Raw genomic sequence first — 14991 nt, 5'->3', positions numbered from 1 at the left:
CTAGGGACAGATTCTCAAAGTTCTACTAAAGCTTTAAAAATCAAAATTACTAATTTGGTTAGCTGTATAACGGCGCTGATAGCTTTTTGCTACGCCATGTTTTTCTACTTTGAGCTGCAACTGCCATCGATTACTTTGATGAATTTAGTGTTTGTGGCCGGCTATTGCATTACACTTGTGATGTCACATTTAAAGCTGATTAAACAAGCAAAACTATGGTTTTTCATTACGTTAATGATGCATGTGTTTTTGCTAAGCACGCTAATATTCTCGTCTGAATCTTATTTTCACCTCTATTATTTGATCATCCCTACTGGGATATTTGTCTTATTTGAAGAAGATGAAATGCATGAAAAGATTGGCGTCATGTTGTTAGCTGTGGTGCTGTTTTTTGCCGCGGTAAATTATCAAGAACCTCCATTAATTGAGATTGCACCTAAAACAGCTGAGCTTATTTTAATTTCTACTGTCACAGTGATTATGATTGAAACCTTTATTGTGATGTCTTGGTTTAATCGCTTAGTGCATCGGTATCAGGTTCGATTAATGGATATGGCGACTAAGGATGCTTTGACTGGCATTAACAACCGACGTACCTTTATTAGCGAAGCTGAGAGCATGATGGCGCATAGCCAAAGATATGAAACTAAGCTCTCATTAATTATTATGGACATAGACTTCTTTAAACGAATTAACGATGAAGAAGGCCATCTCGCAGGTGATTATATTTTAAAGAAAGTTGCCAATGTCCTGGAAATGAACAGTCGTGCAAGTGATCGATTGGCGCGATATGGCGGTGAAGAGTTTGTCATGTTGCTACCCGAAGCCAACTTGCAACAAGCAACGGATACTGCGGAGCACCTTCGCCGGACGATTGCCAATCACATGTTTATTTATCAGGGAGATAGCATCTCCGTCACCATGAGCTTTGGGGTTACAGAGCGATTAGTACACGATACTGAAGTGAATGAGCTGATAAAGCGAGCTGACAGCGCGCTTTATCAAGCGAAAAGGACGGGTAGAAATCAGGTAATCGCATCTTAACCAAACGATTACCTGGTAGTCGGTTAAGGCACTACACCCTCGTTATTCGTCGGGCATGGCTTACCGTCTAACGATAAGCACCAACCTTGTGGTTCTTGTTTTTCAACGTTATTTTTACCGTGTCTAAATCTAGATACACCATCGTAAACTGCTTTTCTTAAGCGGTTAATACCACCAACAGGTTCAAGATCTTGTGTACCATGCCATGGCGTAAACGATAAGTTCTCACAAAATGCGTTTTGTTCCGGGGTGTCGAATTGTTGCTTTGGTATCGTGATACGTGCAACTTTGACAAAGGGAGAATCAGATTCTTTCCAACGCACTGTGGTGTCTTCTACTGGCATATTCTTGCTTGGATTTTGCAATTGAACCATAAAGTCAAAGCAGGCGGCATTGCTGCTTAGGTTTTCGGATAATTCTGTGCGCAAAAAATTAGGTTTATCGTCATCGACTTTAATTGAAGTATTACTGTCACAGGCTTTGGCGGAGTACTTCATAAATTGCTCTGGACCCAATCGATAAGCAGATAAACTGTAGTATCGCTCAGTCAGCAAACTATCAGGGGCTGCTTTTAAGGTACTAGCACCAAGATATAGCTGACGATAATGCCATTTGAATATATTCCAATTGAAATTATCAAAGAAATAACCAAATTTATCGCCTTGTGCCTGAGTTTGCATGAAGGTTTTATATTCCTTAACCGTTGGAATAAAAAACACATCGTTATTGATCATGACAAAGTCTTGGCTTCCTGCGTTCTGCTTATCTTTTAACAGTGTAGGGCTATCAATATTCATTAACTTTATTGCCATGCCACGAGCGTCTCGCACCGAGTCTGGTTGTGGCATGGTGTCACCGCTTGAATACCGGATCCAAGCTTGATACTCCCTTGGCTCCTTAAACACACCATAACGTAAATTGGGTTGGTTCAATTCAGGCACGGAAAATGTTGCTTTTACACAGCCATGAGCTTTAGCATGAACGTCTCTGCGGTAGGGGGCTGGTGCAGTGAGTTTATGGCTTCTTGTCGACATAGCAACAGCTGATGAAATGATATCAGCGATATACGTTTTTTCTTCAGGCGGCTCATATATTCCGTTATGGAATTCACTTGCCTCTTCCTCTGAAAAAAAGTTCAAACTGGCAGCAACAGCAACGACACCGCCACCAGCTAATAATATTTTTAATGCAGTATTCATTAACTTAGTCCAATTTTAATGAGACGTGCTTGCTAGACAACTAACAGGCTTTTTGGGTGATATTGGGTGTTTATCATCCTTATGAATCTTTAAATACTCAATGATTTGCCAACGCTCGTCAGGAGTTAACTCAGGGCCGATCACGCCATATTGAGGCGGGTTTCCTGGTTTGTATGGCACATAACCGGCTCTAAACTCATGGCCTGTATTTAAGTTGCCTTCAAGGCTTGTATCAAACCAGAAGCCGCTTTTTGACAGAGGCGTAGTATCGTAGCCTAATGTCACAGGATCATACTCGCGGCGGCCAACAAAAAACTTCTCAGCTCGCTCGGAAACAGGTGACAATAATTGATAGATATTCGGTACTGAGCCATTATGAAGAAATGGCGGTGTTGCCCAAATCCCCTCAAGTGGTCTTGCTTTATAAGCCATCGGTTGCTGGGGCATGTCTAATGCGCCAAAACCATCAAAACAGGCTTGTTCTGACTCATTAAAGTTTCGGTCTTGGTAGTATTTTTCTCGAATCATTATACCAACCAGATTTAGTGCTTCACCAACGGTTAAAGCGCTCACATTGAGGCTCGAAATAACGCTATCTAAAGTATTCAGTTGTTCTTTTACTAGCGCTGTTTTTATATCTAGCTGTACCGCTTCATCGCCATATTCTGCAATTTTTGCGGATAAATCAGTGATGGTGCTGTACTGGCTTTGCCACGAACCAAAAACCTGGCTTAACACTTTAAATTCTTCAGGGTTATTGGCTAGCCAATCCGTGGTAAATGCTAATTGGCTAACTTGTGGGTTAGGCGAAGATAAAAACGACACGAGAGTCGGTGCTTTTAGGACTTGTTCCGTCACGCGTTTGAGTTGTTTTACATGTATAGGACGAACAGTTTTTACAATTTCGTCATTAGTAATACCTGTTTTTGTCAGGTCAAAGCGATTATTAACGAAGTTAAATGCAGCATTAGGGTCTGTACCGATTTCTTCAATACCCAATGTTTTCATTATCCAAACTGGCTCATCGTCAGACTTTAAAGGCATGTCAATTGCTTTAAGCATCGCATTTGCTGGATGTGGACCGTGGCAACCCTGACAGTGATTTTCAAAAAGTTTTTTACCTTTAGCTGCTTTTTCATGGTCAATCGCACCAAACAGCTCTTCTGGCCATTGCGGTGGGGTTAACCCTTGCAATGTTGTTTCTATTTGATGAATGTTTTCCGCAAGAACTGAGCTATTAAAGCGCTGGTCTAGAGGCAGAGGACGTCCATATTGATCGGTGAATGCTATATGGGCACCAACACCAAGTGCTTCACCCATATTTCTCGCCATTGGTTGTTTTACTGATGCACCATACTGTACCCAGTCAAACTTCCAAATGTTCCAGACAGGTGGGTAACTAACAGGCCCCGTAGCCAAATGATAATTTTCTGGCGTTAAATTATCGCCAAATACCGTATTTCCGATACGAGCCAAAGCATCGGTTCTGCCAAAACCTTCTTCAACAGGGTATAAATGTTTGCTTGAGTCGTTATAACCTTGTTTCACGAAACGCCACAATACCTGACCGAAACGTTTTTTAAGTGTCGCTTTAGCATCGCCACTTGCATGCTCACCGAGTACATTGTTGGCAAATCGATTGAACTTGAACGGGTTCAAGTAGGTACTTGCCATTGATGCAACAAGCGTAGGCACAAAGTGACCAACCTTCATTGTAGTAAACGCATGCATTGCTTGTCCGCCGTCTATGCGCACAGCATATCGTGTGCCCGCTTTACTGATATTGAGCTGACCGTTGTGACAAGCAGAACACGTTAAATCAAGTAGCTCAGCATCCTCTATTTGGCTGTAATGCTTGGTAAAACCCAGCGGATAAAGATATGGATTGGCTCTACTTGGCTTATCATCAACGATAAAACCGTATGCTTTTAAGTGATCAGGTTCAGCAAACCTTTTTTTACCCCAAGGCATTTCAATGTGGTGAAACCATTCATACTCAAACCCCTTTAGGCTAGTGCCTTGAGCCGTGTAGTAGTATAGCTGTCGCTCCGGTGAAGATTCAGTTACGCCCCAGCCTTGGTCTAAATACACGGTTTTATCAGTTGGCTCATAAAGTGGGATTTGGCTGGCTGGGTAATGAATAACCGCAAACAAAGCGATACATCCAATAACCACTAACCCTGCAAAAGTATACGCTAAGCCTTTGATTACTTTGTATAAGGAAACATTCTTAAGGACTTTTACGCTCCAAGTCACAATCTCGCCGGAAGTAATGAATGCCACCATGTTTTTTAAAGACGTTAAAAGGTGTTTAAACATAATGTTATCCGTTGTACTCAAGTTTTAAGCCTGCGATAGTCGTATCTATTTTGACCAATGCGCCACTCGCACCAAGCGTAATAAATGCCGTCTTAAGGTCTTCTCCACCAAAACAAATATTCGATGGAAGTGGAGCAAATTTGCCGTCTGGTCGAACAATTTCAATATACTCAATTAGTTCGCCCTTAGGTGAGATGACGCTGATACCTCCATTGGACATAGGATTGTTGCCATAAGGCAACATTGAAGCGATATATAAATTGCCTTCGGTATCAACGGCCATCGAATCAAAAATCGCTTGTCCACCAAATTTATACAGTGAATATGTCCCGTCTATTGATGCAGGGTTAGGCTTTATTTGACCAGGCGCCGATAATTCCCAATATAGGACTTGTCCAGTATAGGTTTCGACTGTGTATAAACGTTTGCCATCAGGAGATAGCGCGATGCCGTTTGGTGCATTAAGCGGGAAAATCATCTGAGTGACTTCACTTCCATCAGCTTTAGCATAATAAATACCAGTAATGTCACGATCTAATTCGCGGCTTTTGCCCCAATCGGTAAACCAGAAATTTCCTAATTCGTCGAAAACGATATCGTCAGGGCCTTTCAACTGAAATGGTGTATCAATGGTCTCTATTTGCCATTGCATGGTTTGCATGTTGAGTCGGCGGACTTTTGATGCCTCAGTGTATAAGGTTGTGACTTTGCCTGACGTTAAATCAACTTTTTGAATTAATCCGCCTGTGTAATCAGTCGGTTGAGTAGTGCCAATTTGTAATACCTGATCCTTAGCTGGAACAGGTACAGGCATCCAAGTAAAACCACCACAGTTACAAATATACGCACAGCCGTCAGGGCCGATTGCGAGACCGTTTGGCCCGCCACCGGTATTTGCAACAACCGTTTTTGTGCCGTCTGCCGCTACTTTCACAAGCGTTTGCGCTTTGATGTCAACCAGTAATACGCTACCGTCTGCCATGTATACTGGGCCTTCAGGGTATTCAAGGGAGTCTGAAATTAGTTGGTAATCCCCATGAAAAAACGTTGAGTCCGTTAATGTAACTTGTTTTTCTAATGGCATAGATATTCCTTTCTTATAATAGTTCTTTGATAGCTGGATCTCGTGTCAGCATGCGATGAGTTATTTGAAAGCCAAGTTCTCGGTAGGCTTCAAACTGATATTCATCGAAAAACTGATCCGCAGTTGTTTGATCGGGAAATGTCGGGTTTTCATGTTTGTACCCAACAATATCGGGACTTAATTGCGTCAACATTGCTGACTTCACATAAATGAACTTGCCTTTGCTGCCATCTTCATAGCTAATGTCGCCTATAACCCAAGCGGTTTGGCTGAACCCTTTGCCATCTGGCACTAATGGGGAGGTATCAAGGGCAAGCTTAGCACCAAAGTCGACACGAATGAGTTCTGTTAATTTTGCGAGATCGTGAAATTTGAAATCTGGGTCAGCTCCGGCATCAACGCTGATAATTAATTTGGCTTTACGTTTGAATAGTTCATAAGCGCCTAGATTTTCAAAGTGCCCGCCGTCAGATAAATGAATAAAGCGCCTATTTTCATCAAGACCTTTGCCAAACATATCTCTGAAAATGCAGTGGTACCATAACGGCTTGCGTTCCTTATGCGCTAATGTGGCTTTAGGGTTTGGATACCAACAACCCAGACGTAAGTTGAACAAGGCCATAATAAAGTTTAGTGCAACACCTTGGGTGTGTGAGGTATTGGTTGCTACAGCAGCACCCGAGATTGCGGTTACGCTTGCTAAATCCACTTTACCTGACATATATCGTTTGGTAGATATATATCCGGTCGCCGACGACCCAGACATCACTGGCGTGAACGTGAAATTGTCACCATTTCTATTCTTGTACTTAGGGTGTTTGGAATCAACTAACTCAACATTGCAATTAATAATGTGATAAGGACCTTTGTTTTGCGTGAATTGAGCAAGATAACAAAGCTGTGATTCTTGCCAGCCGCCTTCGGCTATCTCAAAGCTTCCTTGTCCGTCAGTTTTTGGAACGTCGGTTGGCATAAAGGTATCACGCAGTCTATTTCGATAATAACCGTGCATAGATATTAGGTTTATGTCACAAAGTAAGGCCAAAACGACTGAGGTTAGCGTCCACAGAATAAAGGGCAGTGGTAAGAAGTATTCCTCAGGTATTAACCAATAACGTGCCAAATGGTAGGTAAATATGAATACGCTTAAACAGAATGTATAAATAAGCAATTTAACTAAAATTATACTGCCAATTGATTGACCTTTCTCTGTGCGGTCACCGCGCCATATCAACAACAAACTCAACAGTGCACTTACGATTGATACGGTAACACTACCGTGCGCAATTTTGTCAGTAAAGGACTCAACTTTGTCATGTAGTAACGGCAAATGACCGATGATGATAAAGAAGATGCTCCACTGTGTGACTTTCGTTAATAAATATCGAATCTTTTCTGTCGCCCGGTTCTTTAAGCCGTTTATTCTCGTCGAAAGCGCGGCACATATCATCAGCACAATACACAATCCGATACCTGAAAAGCCAAGTAAAGTAGCGATACCAAACAAGTTAGTGTCGTGTTGCTTTTTCAGAGGTAATTGAAAGCTCGAAAAATCGATAGCCAATAAAAAAAATAACCCGATGAACAGTGGCAACAAAATAAAAAGATTGATAAAGGTGCCAGTAAATAGTGCGGTAAACAAAGACAGTTTATTGATGCCGTCGCCTGGTGTTAAAAAACACGCATGAGATCGTAGCCATGCCAGCACTGCGCCACCCAATTTACCATGGTCTTGACGCTGCGTACCGAAAGGGAATTGTCCTTTTTTCTGTTGAAACCAGCTCAAGCAAGACGCAATGTAACCACCACCAGATACGGACGACGTGATATCAACGTTTTTGAGAATTTGATGTTTTTCAAGGGCTTGTAAAACGCCTAGGTTGAAGGTAGCTGAACGAATGCCACCACCGGAAAGCGCAAGTCCTGTAAGTGTTTTGTTTGACTTGCTAGTGCGTTTTTCTAGCCACGCACTCTCCTCTTCGAGCAGTTGTTTTTGTTGTAATTCGCTCGTCATGAAATAATCCATTAACTAAGTTAGAGCATTAGCATAACAATATTTAATTTGCTGTTATATATAGAAATAATGAAATTATATGATTTTTTCCTATAAGTACGATAATTTTTATTAGTTCTGGTTAACCAGCTGACTTATGACCAAAAAGAGCGCGCTAACGTTTGAGATTATCTACCTTTAAAATTCCGCACACTGGTTAACTGTTGTCGTAGATTAAAGATTATTCGATAATGATTACATGAAATATGAATTAATCGAAAAAGATTGGTACAAAAGACGAGTACCGAGTAAGCAAACCCCAGCCACAATAATCAATGTTGATGTTCCCGATTACGAGCAAAAACATAATCATATGTGCAGCATGGTCGTTGAATACGACAATGGGAATATAGAGTCGTTAGTTGCTCGTGTTATTCAAAATCAAATTACCAAAGAGTGGACAGTCGATGGCATGAAAGTCGCCATTAGGATCTTGTGATAAAAATAAATCACAAACGCCAAGTGACTAACTTTTGGTTTTAAATGTGATTGACGTGCTCTCAGGAGTGAAAATAATTCGCGCTCTCTTATTACCCATTTCGTCATCTGGTACATCAAAACTGGTGAAAGAGCCCCCCATAGCGTAATTTTTGTTGAAGTCGTTAATGTATGAGACGTCATCATACCTGAATTCGATTCCACAAACTGATTCTCCGCAGAAAATGCCGTCGCTTTGAATATGTTCATAATGCGTGTTTAAAAAATCGTTGAGTTTGCTGTTATATTGCGCCTCTCTATCAAACGCTTTTTGTCGGTACTTGGTGCTAGCGAGTTGATTCATCACCTCGGAAAAGTTGGTGCTTTCAAGCAATAAAATGGTTTTTTCTGCGTTCGTTGAACCTGTTTCTTGATTGATGAGCAGCTGTTCAATATTGAGCGATAAGTTGACTTCGCACTTGTCGGTGGCTTGATCATTTTCAATACACATCTGTTGCTTTTCTTGGGAATGATTACTTGCCAACGATTGATTGGTTGTCGCGTTATTAACTGTGACTCGTGATGCTTCTTTGTTTTCTGTGGATTGATGAGTTTTCGACTCTAGAGTTTGTGATGCGCTAGTGTCTTTAGCAATAGTGCTGGCAGTGCTTTTGCTGATTGGCGTACTCATTAGCTGTGGGGATTGAGCAGGTGTTTGGCCAAAGTTAAGGTAAGATAACGCAATAACCATAACTACTAAAATGACAATAAGCGCGTTCTTCATCATTAATCCTTTAATTTAACAGCGCACCGTTTATGACTAAACAGGTGATTTCAATTAACTATTTGTTCTTGTTGGTTTAGGCAACTTCGACCCGGTTTCTACCATTTTCTTTCGCGTCATACAATGCTTTATCTGCATGCTCGATAAAGTGTTTAAACTCGAGACCTTTTGTTGTTTCAATACTTATCCCAAAGCTCATCGTGACATTAAATGGTTGTTTTTTATGCTCGCCATAAAATTGCGATGCTTCAATATTTACACGTAACCTCTCACAGATTTCAATCGCTTGATCGAGTCCGGTATTGGGGAGTATTAATACAAACTCCTCACCGCCCCAGCGTGCGGTAATATCACGACTGCGTAAATCAGCGCAGAGAAGTTTAGCTATTCTTTTTAAAATATTATCACCGACAATGTGGCCGTGTGTATCGTTGATGGACTTAAAGTGGTCAATATCGGCAACGATAACAGCAATCTCTTTATAGTTTTCCAATAGATATTTGAACTTCCATTGGACAAATGATCTATTCGGCAGACCTGTTAAGTTATCTACATTAGCATCTGCAACGATATCCTTTTTGAACACTTCAATAATTGAGAAAAATGCGAGATACAAAACAAGGGCCACTAATACAAAGACACCAAAACGGCTCATTAAAATCAACCAAAAGGTTTTTTGACTCGTGGCAGAAGGAGCGACGACAAATACTTTCCAACGCAGCTCTTCGATGTCTAAATGCGTCACCGTAAAAATCTCTTTTTCGGCATTGTAGGTAAACTCATTGGCATCGCTATCGATACTGTGTAAATAACTTTGATACCAAGGAAAACTGTTGATATTTATTAGTTCGTCTCGTCTATGGTGACTTTCTGTTTTCATTAAACCATTTGTCGATAAGGTAATATTGTTCTCTTCGTCAACAAAATACACCTCAAAGCCAAACTGGTTCTTAAACGTTGCTAATTTTTCAGCAAAGCTATCGAGATCAACACCTACACCCGTAAAACCAATAAAGTGTCCCTCATCATTAAACATTTTTACATCGTAAAATAAGGTAGGGTCCTCAGAGTCACCAATGTCGGCAATAAAATTGTGCTCCAAGGCTTTGATACGCTGGTACCATTCCGCGTCTTCATGTTGAAAGTTTAACTTCAGCCCGTCTGAATCAAGCAGCACGTTATGCTTCTCTAATGCAATAAACGCTCTTAATTTATTGTCCATTGAGGCGACGTTTAAATATTTCTGTAAACGTTGCTCATCGAGTGCTTGTTGCTCAACCAACTCAATCAGTAAAGGGTCTTGTGCCATGTACTTTGATAAAGTAAATGGGCTGATAACTTCAGTGTTAATCCATGAGAAAAGCGGTATTGTTACTTCTTGTTGCTGTTTGTTATAGGTCGCTATGACTGTTTTAAACGTAAAATAAGACGTCGTTACTACAGCAAAAATAGTAGCAAAGAATAGGGCGGTGATATATCGGTCAAAGCGATCAATTAACTTCATGTATCTTAACTAAAAACCTTATAAATTCAGCGGTGTGAATGGTATAACCCACACTTATTAAGCTTATTTTCTAATTCAATAATATGCAATTTATATTTCAATTAAGTTTAGCTTAATCATGGGTGATTAAATGTCGTTTAATTAATTCGTGGGTAAACTGTGTTTTAAGATAAAAACCTCGAGGTAATGTCATAAATAAATTTCCATGCTTATCAATAGCTTTGGTCTTAGCTTGGCTATTCGCCGCCTTGGGTCGTAATTGTAAAACCTGACCGTACTTGCCTGAAATCTTTTCCACTTCACCTAGCACAATCATATCGGTCAATTCCTGCCAATCATTAGCTAACAAGTTATTTTCTTGCTCATTTGGAGACCAAATAAAAGGCGTCGCTACAATACGCTCTTTAATATCAAGTTGCTTTTCACTGACAATCGGGACCCACAAAACACGCGCAAGCTTATGACAAACATGACTATTTTCCCATGTTGAGCCAACTAAACCCATTAAAGGGGCAACACTGACAAAGGTCGTTTCAAGCGGTTTGCCGCTAAAATCTATTGGGATGGTTTTAAGTTCTATTCCAAGTTCATCAAAATCAGGCTTTGCTTGTGTGCCAGCAGTAGCACCAAGCACATGCTCAAGGAGTAAGCCAATCCAACCTTTTTCCTTTCGCAAACTTGTAGGAACAGCGATCTCCGCTTCTCCGGCAATTTGTGCGAGGCTTAAACCCGCTAAATGCTGTGCTCTTTCGAGTAATTCTTGCTCACTTTGAGGTGGGTTAGCCTTTGGTTTCATACAATTTTTATCAATTTTTGTTCGCTACTAAGCTATTTTTACACAGCGTAGAAAATAATGTCAGTATTCATTTGCTCGAAAGCGAAGATTGTGGAAGAATCAAAGCATAAATTAAAAATTTATTCAGGAGTTCCTGTGATAGATGCTGATGGCTACAGAGCCAATGTCGGCATAGTAATTATCAATGACAGGGGACAAGTTTTTTGGGCACGTAGGTACGGCCAGCATTCATGGCAATTTCCACAAGGTGGCGTTGATGATGGAGAAAGTGCTGAGCAGACAATGTATCGGGAATTATACGAAGAAGTTGGTTTAAAACCTGAACATGTAAAAATCGTTGCTTCAACTAAACATTGGCTGAGGTATAAATTACCAAAACGACTAATTAGACACGACAGTAAACCGGTGTGTATCGGGCAAAAGCAGAAATGGTTTTTGTTAAAATTAACCAGCCCAGATAGTGCCGTAAACTTATTACATTCAGGACATCCTGAATTTGATGACTTCCGCTGGGTAAGCTATTGGTATCCAGTAAGGCAGGTGGTGTCATTTAAACGTGAGGTTTATCGAAAAGTCATGAAAGAATTTGCCCCAATTGCTTTACCTTTTCATCGCCATGATAGGCGAAAGAAAAGAGGGTAATTTACTATGTACCAAACCGCTCTTTCTTGTAGCGGTTTGTTTTTTTATGACTCCCAAGGACGCGCATGTTAACTAATTTAAGACGAATCGTATTAGAGTTTAGTCAAGCTTTTGAGCTCGACAAAGCGCTAGATCGTATGACGTCAGAAGTTAAGCGCGTGATGAACACTGACTGTTGTTCTGTACATTTGGCGGATTATCAAAAACAACACTTTTTACTTGTCGCTTCCGACGGATTAGCAAAAGAATCGTTGGGACAAACAACAATCGGTTTTTCTGAAGGCTTGATCGGTTTAGTCGGGCAAAGAGAAGAACCTTTGAACCTAGTAGATGCGCGTAAACATCCTCACTTCAAATATGCTCCTGAGGTGAAGGAAGACGCGTTTAATGCCTTTTTGGGGACGCCAATTATTCACCAAGGCCAAGTCCTAGGTGTCATTTCCATTCAACAGAAACAAGCAAGACACTTTACCGAGACTGAAGAGTCGTTTTTGGTAACGCTTTCTGCGCAATTAGCCGCTTCACTCGCTCATGCTAAAAATCGTGGTTGGTCGGGCAAACGTGCCGATAAAAAACAGGTTAGGCCATATATTCAAGGTGTTGCTGGCTCTCCAGGTGTGGCGATCGCACCGATATATGTTAGTCAGCCGAAAGCTGATTTAAGAAACATAACGCTTGAGAAACACCCTGATAGTAAAGGGCAAATAGAGCTTCTCAAACAAGCAATAAGAAAAACACGCGCTGAATTTATTAAAATCACTGAGCAATTACAGGGTGTTGTTACTGATGCAAGTGTTGATATTTTTGAAATGTATAAACACTTGCTTGAAAGCGAGCAACTAGGACAAGAAATTCACGCAACAATTGAGCAAGGTTGGTGTGCACAAAGTGGTTTAAAAATTGTTATCGATGCTTATGTTGTTCAGTTTGAAGCCCTCGAAGATGAATATGTTCGTGAACGAGCAAGTGATATACGTGATTTATCCAACAGAATTTTACAAAATCTGCAACAGCAGGATGAGCGCGAAGAGATATTACCAGAAACGTTTATCCTAGTTGCCGAAGAAGTGACCGCGTCAATGCTTGCCGACCTTCAATTTCAAGGATTGAAAGGTGTTGTTTCGCTGTCTGGCTCGAATAACTCTCATGCTGCTATACTTGCTAGAGCACTTGGTGTTCCCGCTATTATGGGCCTTCAAGAAAGCAGTTTAACGGCATTTAATAATGTTCAAGCTATTGTTGACGGTTATTCTGGTGAGCTATTTATAAACCCTGAAGCCGGGCTGTTAAAAGAGTATGAGCATCTTGTAAATGAAGAGATTGCACTGGTTGAAAAAATTCAAACAGTTGAGCATTTACCTGCGGTTACGCTTGACGGAAGACCACTTGAGTTACAGCTAAATGCCGGCTTAAGTTCTGGCTTTGAACACTCAAAACGAGCGGGTGCAACGGGTATTGGGTTATACCGTACTGAAATCCCTTTTATGGAAAGTCGAAGCTTTCCATCAGAGCAAGAGCAGTCTATTTGGTATTACAACGTATTGTCTGCCTTTGATAGGCAAGCGGTCACTATGCGTACGTTAGATATCGGTGGCGATAAGTCTCTCCCGTATTTTCCGATTAAGGAAGACAACCCATTTCTTGGTTGGCGTGGAGTGAGGATTTCAATTGACCATCCTGAGCTGTTTTTATTGCAAGTAAGGGCAATGATTCGAGCGAATGTTGGCTGTGGTAACTTAGAAATCATGTTACCGATGATATCGTCTATGTCAGAAGTCGACGAAGCCATTAGGCTGATTAATCAAGCTTATTTTGAATTATGCCAAGAGCTTAGTGAAAACATTTTGAAACCCAAAATAGGTATAATGATCGAAGTCCCTAGTGCTATCTTTTTGATCAACGAATTATCAACAAAAGTGGACTTCTTTTCTGTTGGTAGTAACGACTTAACACAGTATTTATTAGCGGTTGACCGAAATAACTCACGTGTCGCTCATTTGTATGACTCTTATCATCCAGCGGTGGTTAGAGCGTTGAATGAAATAGCATTACAGGCGAAGAGAAATAATGTGCCGCTAAGCTTATGTGGAGAATTGGCTGGTGATGCTATCGGTGCAGTATTATTAGTTGCCATGGGCTTTGATAAGCTTAGTATGAACCCACATAACGTTGGCAGAATAAAGTGGATCATTCGCCATATTTCGATGGAACATGCGCAGGAAATGTTAACCCATGTTCTGCGTTTAGACTCAGCAAAAGATATAAAGAATTATTTAAATGAACAGCTCGAGAACCTCGGTTTAGGTGGCTTTGTTCGTGCAGGAATGTAACTTCAAGCTATGATCGCTTTAACCATTATTTTGGTTTGCTCAATACTAGGTATGTCTGTTGGTTTTCTAGCGGGCTTGCTAGGTATTGGTGGTGGATTGATCATCGTTCCTGCTTTGGTTTACTTGTTACCATTATTTGGGGTTGAACCTCAACTTGTATTGCCTATTGCACTCTCTACGTCTCTTGCAGCAATCGTAATTACTTCGTCGTCTGCGGTTTTTGCGCATCATAAAAATGCCAATATTCCATGGGATATTGCTAAGCCGTTAATGGTCGCAGTAAGTATTGGTGCGATTTCAGGCTCATTTATTGTTGAACTATTGTCAGCAGAAGCGCTAACCGCCATTTTTGCTGGTGCAGTGATTGTATTAGCGGTATACATGCTTATTTCCATTAAGGTAGAGCGCACTAAACCATACCCAGAACAATGGAAAGTAAATGGCGTAGGCGCCGTTACGGGGGTTATTGCAAGCCTAATGGGGATTTCGGGCGGGGTTATTTTGATCCCGACATTAAGTTATTTAAGTGTGCCAGTCAGGCAAGCTATTGGTACTGCAACGGCTTGTGGTCTCATGGTAGCATTGTTCGGCTCGCTCGGATTTATTATCACAGGCGCGCAGCAAACTGATTTACCACGCTGGAGTTTAGGTTATATTTATGTCCCTGCATTAATCGGCATAGTATCAACCTCATTCTTATTTGCTCCAGTTGGGGTGAAGCTAGCGAGTAAATTACCTGTTCGTACCTTGAAAAAACTATTTGCAGGTTTCTTATTATTAGTAGCGTTAGAAATGCTTCTCGCTTAAGAACAGCCTAAC

12 protein-coding genes are annotated in these 14991 nt (G+C 40.9%); 5 read left to right on the top strand and 7 right to left on the bottom strand.

Annotated elements, in window-relative coordinates:
- The first annotated feature begins 138 nt into the window (after nt 1-138).
- The gene (locus QQK05_RS06320) at nt 139-1044 is read left to right on the top strand and encodes a GGDEF domain-containing protein (RefSeq protein ID WP_284296734.1); all 906 of its coding nucleotides are present in this window, start codon (nt 139-141) and stop codon (nt 1042-1044) included.
- Nucleotides 1045-1067: 23 nt separating this feature from the next.
- Here QQK05_RS06320 and QQK05_RS06315 read toward each other — a convergent pair whose 3' ends face one another.
- From QQK05_RS06315 to QQK05_RS06300, 4 genes are read right to left on the bottom strand one after another with little or no spacing between them, the layout of a single operon-like run.
- Nucleotides 1068-2243, bottom strand: coding sequence for a catalase family protein (locus QQK05_RS06315; RefSeq protein ID WP_284296733.1), 1176 nt, complete (start codon nt 2241-2243; stop codon nt 1068-1070).
- A gap of 15 nt (nt 2244-2258) precedes the next feature.
- Nucleotides 2259-4562, bottom strand: coding sequence for a c-type cytochrome (locus tag QQK05_RS06310; protein WP_284296732.1), 2304 nt, complete (start codon nt 4560-4562; stop codon nt 2259-2261).
- A gap of 4 nt (nt 4563-4566) precedes the next feature.
- Entirely contained in the window at nt 4567-5646 is a 1080-nt protein-coding gene (locus QQK05_RS06305; RefSeq protein WP_284296731.1) for an SMP-30/gluconolactonase/LRE family protein, read from the bottom strand.
- A gap of 13 nt (nt 5647-5659) precedes the next feature.
- The gene (locus tag QQK05_RS06300) at nt 5660-7660 is read right to left on the bottom strand and encodes a patatin-like phospholipase family protein (protein ID WP_284296730.1); all 2001 of its coding nucleotides are present in this window, start codon (nt 7658-7660) and stop codon (nt 5660-5662) included.
- A gap of 238 nt (nt 7661-7898) precedes the next feature.
- On the opposite strand from QQK05_RS06300, the gene QQK05_RS06295 reads away from it, so the two are divergent.
- Nucleotides 7899-8138, top strand: coding sequence for a hypothetical protein (locus tag QQK05_RS06295; protein ID WP_284296728.1), 240 nt, complete (start codon nt 7899-7901; stop codon nt 8136-8138).
- Between the two features lie 27 nt (nt 8139-8165).
- On the opposite strand, the gene QQK05_RS06290 is transcribed toward QQK05_RS06295, so the two are convergent.
- The 3 genes from QQK05_RS06290 to mutH all read right to left on the bottom strand — a co-directional run bounded on the left by QQK05_RS06290 (nt 8166) and on the right by mutH (nt 11200).
- Nucleotides 8166-8903 (bottom strand): hypothetical protein, encoded by a 738-nt coding sequence (locus tag QQK05_RS06290; protein ID WP_284296726.1) that lies wholly within the window; start codon nt 8901-8903, stop codon nt 8166-8168.
- Nucleotides 8904-8976: 73 nt separating this feature from the next.
- Entirely contained in the window at nt 8977-10404 is a 1428-nt protein-coding gene (locus QQK05_RS06285) for a sensor domain-containing diguanylate cyclase (RefSeq protein WP_284296725.1), read from the bottom strand.
- Nucleotides 10405-10516: 112 nt separating this feature from the next.
- Complete coding sequence (gene mutH / locus QQK05_RS06280) at nt 10517-11200, bottom strand: DNA mismatch repair endonuclease MutH (protein WP_284296724.1); 684 nt, start codon at nt 11198-11200, stop codon at nt 10517-10519.
- Between the two features lie 135 nt (nt 11201-11335).
- Between mutH and rppH the strand changes: the two genes are divergently transcribed.
- The 3 genes from rppH (at nt 11336) to QQK05_RS06265 (ending at nt 14979) form a co-directional block, all read left to right on the top strand.
- The gene (gene rppH, locus QQK05_RS06275; RefSeq protein WP_284297192.1) at nt 11336-11842 is read left to right on the top strand and encodes an RNA pyrophosphohydrolase; all 507 of its coding nucleotides are present in this window, start codon (nt 11336-11338) and stop codon (nt 11840-11842) included.
- Between the two features lie 65 nt (nt 11843-11907).
- Nucleotides 11908-14172, top strand: coding sequence for a phosphoenolpyruvate--protein phosphotransferase (gene ptsP / locus QQK05_RS06270; RefSeq protein ID WP_284296723.1), 2265 nt, complete (start codon nt 11908-11910; stop codon nt 14170-14172).
- A 9-nt stretch (nt 14173-14181) separates the two neighbouring features.
- A complete protein-coding gene (locus tag QQK05_RS06265) occupies nt 14182-14979 on the top strand; it encodes a sulfite exporter TauE/SafE family protein (RefSeq protein WP_284296722.1) in 798 nt (265 codons plus the stop codon).
- Nucleotides 14980-14991: the final 12 nt, after the last annotated feature.

Source organism: Thalassotalea loyana (genome assembly GCF_030161435.1).
GTDB lineage: Bacteria > Pseudomonadota > Gammaproteobacteria > Enterobacterales > Alteromonadaceae > Thalassotalea_G > Thalassotalea_G loyana.
This window is presented reverse-complemented; position numbering and strand designations above follow the sequence as displayed.